Here is a 1,790-nt window from a genome sequence, read left to right as displayed (position 1 = left end):
GGAAGCGGCGGATAGGATCGAAGGAGAAGGCAAGCACGAGCACTCCAAAGCGCGTCACCCCACCCGACTCCGCCTTTGCGAACTGGTCGGTGGCCAGTAGTACTAGGGCGCTGTAGGCAGCAAGAACCAGGGAGAGCGCCATACCCAGCACAAGTGTCCGGCGAATCAGCACCTTGATGTCGAAGAGCTGGTGATGCACCACCGCATAGCCGACTGCCAGCAGAAGAAGCAGTGTTGAGAGCGGACCTACATCGATCCAGCGGAAATCTCCCTGCGTGTAGGGAATGAGCACATTCGTGACTATCGAGATCGCACCTGTCGCCAGAATACCTACCCCCAGGAGAAGGAGCTGATCCCGAACATGCTGCGGGTGGCTTCCAGCCCTGCGCTCACGAAACGCAAGAAGGATTGCACCGCCCAGCAGACCAACCAAGTGGAGCGCGTAGAGGGAAAACAAGGGGCCGTAGACTGTCTGATGCGTCTGTATCGCTGCCTCGCTTACCCGCTCCGCCTCATCAATCCAAGGCGTCAGGGTACTCACCAGAGCCACTAGGAGCGTCACCCAGCCCAGACTTTGATCCATCCTACGAATCGGTAGGTCTGCCACTGCGCGAACGAGCCGATAGACCGCGTAGACAGCAAGGCTTGCCGCAGCGAAGTTGAGCCGACCCACCAGAAGTACCTGCTCCGGTATCGTGGCGTGCTGAAAGACATAGAGAGTCGCTGTCCAGCCTAAGAGGGAGACACAGGTGCCCACGAACCAGCGGGCCGCCGCAGAGTTGCGCTCACGAATCCAGAGATACAGAGAGGCACTGGCGAGAAGCAGTCCCGCGAGGCCGTACAGGGTCAAGATAAGCAAGGGGTTCATGACAGTCAGCTAGGGATAGGATGTCTCCATCGTCGCTATCCAAACGCGCCGCGTCAAGCATTGCGGGAAGGTCAATGTGCTGGTGCGAGCATGTAGTCAAATATCCCTCGGTAGGTTTTCGAGATAAGGGCGCGCTCGGCAAGGGAGCCAGCGACCTCACGCACCGAGAGGCTACTGGGGTAGCAGGGCTCACCCCAGTGCTGCCGCAGCTCCCCGATCACCACCAGCGGCCAGCCCAGAAGGCGGTAGGCGCGGAGCATCTTGGGAGTCGCCTCCAGCCAGATGGTCTTTACCTGGTTCTCTACGCAGTAGCGCCAGAGAGCCGAGCCAAGCTGCCAGAATGCCGCGCCACTATCCTTGCCCCGATACTCAGGTAGCACCGCCAGAATCGCCGCATGGAGCACTCCTGAGGCTCTATCCACAACCGGTAGTTCCGGCCAAACCAGATGCGTTGGCACTTCACCCGCTTCGTCAGACGTGATGAGCTGGAGCCCACCCACGAGAACGTCCCCCACCCACACCCCGAAATAAACGGAACGAGCAGCATGAGCACGAATCTGATCGCCCGGCTGCCAGCCCTCATCCGCTGCAATCTCCTCGAAGAGACAAATAACCGCTTCCGCTTCCGTTGCCCTTATCTCAAATGCAGTCTCTGGTATCTCGAACGTGCTTCGCCTCGCCACCGGGTCACCTTCTCTCATGCTTCAGGATATGTTGCCAATAGTCCGTTTACTAGTATACCGTTGCTTCAAAGGCCGCTACTGCATACTGTAACTCTGTGCCAAAAAGAAAAGAACCAAACGAGAGAGACCCTGTCCTTCAAGCCATCGGCAAACAGATCCGAATGCACCGCGAGGGCACGGGATTCTCTCAGGAGCGCTTCGCCCTTAAAGCCGGGATGGACCGCACCTACTACGCCGCC

General features: G+C 58.7%; 2 protein-coding genes. Both read right to left on the bottom strand.

Annotated features, from left to right (window positions below; all coding sequences use genetic code 11):
• Positions 1-868, bottom strand: an 868-nt coding sequence (locus ACH2EH_RS09465) for a histidine kinase N-terminal 7TM domain-containing protein (RefSeq protein WP_395141089.1), incomplete at its 3' end; no start/stop codon positions are given.
• Between the two features lie 71 nt (positions 869-939).
• Positions 940-1,569 (bottom strand): hypothetical protein, encoded by a 630-nt coding sequence (locus tag ACH2EH_RS09460; RefSeq protein ID WP_395141087.1) that lies wholly within the window; start codon positions 1,567-1,569, stop codon positions 940-942.
• Positions 1,570-1,790 lie beyond the last annotated feature (221 nt).

The organism is Armatimonas sp., from assembly GCF_043760365.1.
Classification (GTDB): domain Bacteria; phylum Armatimonadota; class Armatimonadia; order Armatimonadales; family Armatimonadaceae; genus Armatimonas.
The sequence above is the reverse complement of the archived record's forward strand: the minus strand, read 5'-3'. Positions and strand labels throughout refer to the sequence as shown.

Excerpts from the sequence above, each read along its gene's own strand:
- ACH2EH_RS09460 (WP_395141087.1), bottom strand. The coding sequence starts at position 1,569 with ATGAGAGAAGGTGACCCGGTGGCGAGGCGAAGCACGTTCGAGATACCA.